This is a genomic window from Pseudomonas sp. SIMBA_067 (genome assembly GCF_046534675.1).
GTDB lineage: Bacteria > Pseudomonadota > Gammaproteobacteria > Pseudomonadales > Pseudomonadaceae > Aquipseudomonas > Aquipseudomonas putida.
Window position 1 is genome coordinate 1 of the sequence record NZ_JAWRYH010000943.1, and the last position, 252, is coordinate 252.

The following is a 252-nucleotide window of genomic DNA, read 5'->3' on the forward strand; positions in this document are numbered from 1 at the left end:
CAAGTTAAACGCAAAGACCAAACTTTACGCATTCACTACCAATTGCCCGATATTGTTGACCGAATTACTGGCGAGGTTAGCCGCAGTGAATCTAAATCACCCTACTTTGCCACTAAATATGGCGACCAACCAGCTAACCGAATCTTAGGCGTTGCTTGGGATGCTGTTGTAGTAATTACTCGACGCGGTACTACCCAGATACTCACTGAAAAAGATATTAAATCACAACGTAAAATCATGTGTGGTGTGTCT

1 protein-coding gene is annotated in these 252 nt (G+C 42.9%); it reads left to right on the plus strand.

The features are described 5' to 3' along the window. A partial coding sequence (locus SB765_RS31975; RefSeq protein ID WP_410932804.1) for a hypothetical protein occupies nucleotides 1–252 on the plus strand: 252 nt, incomplete at both ends.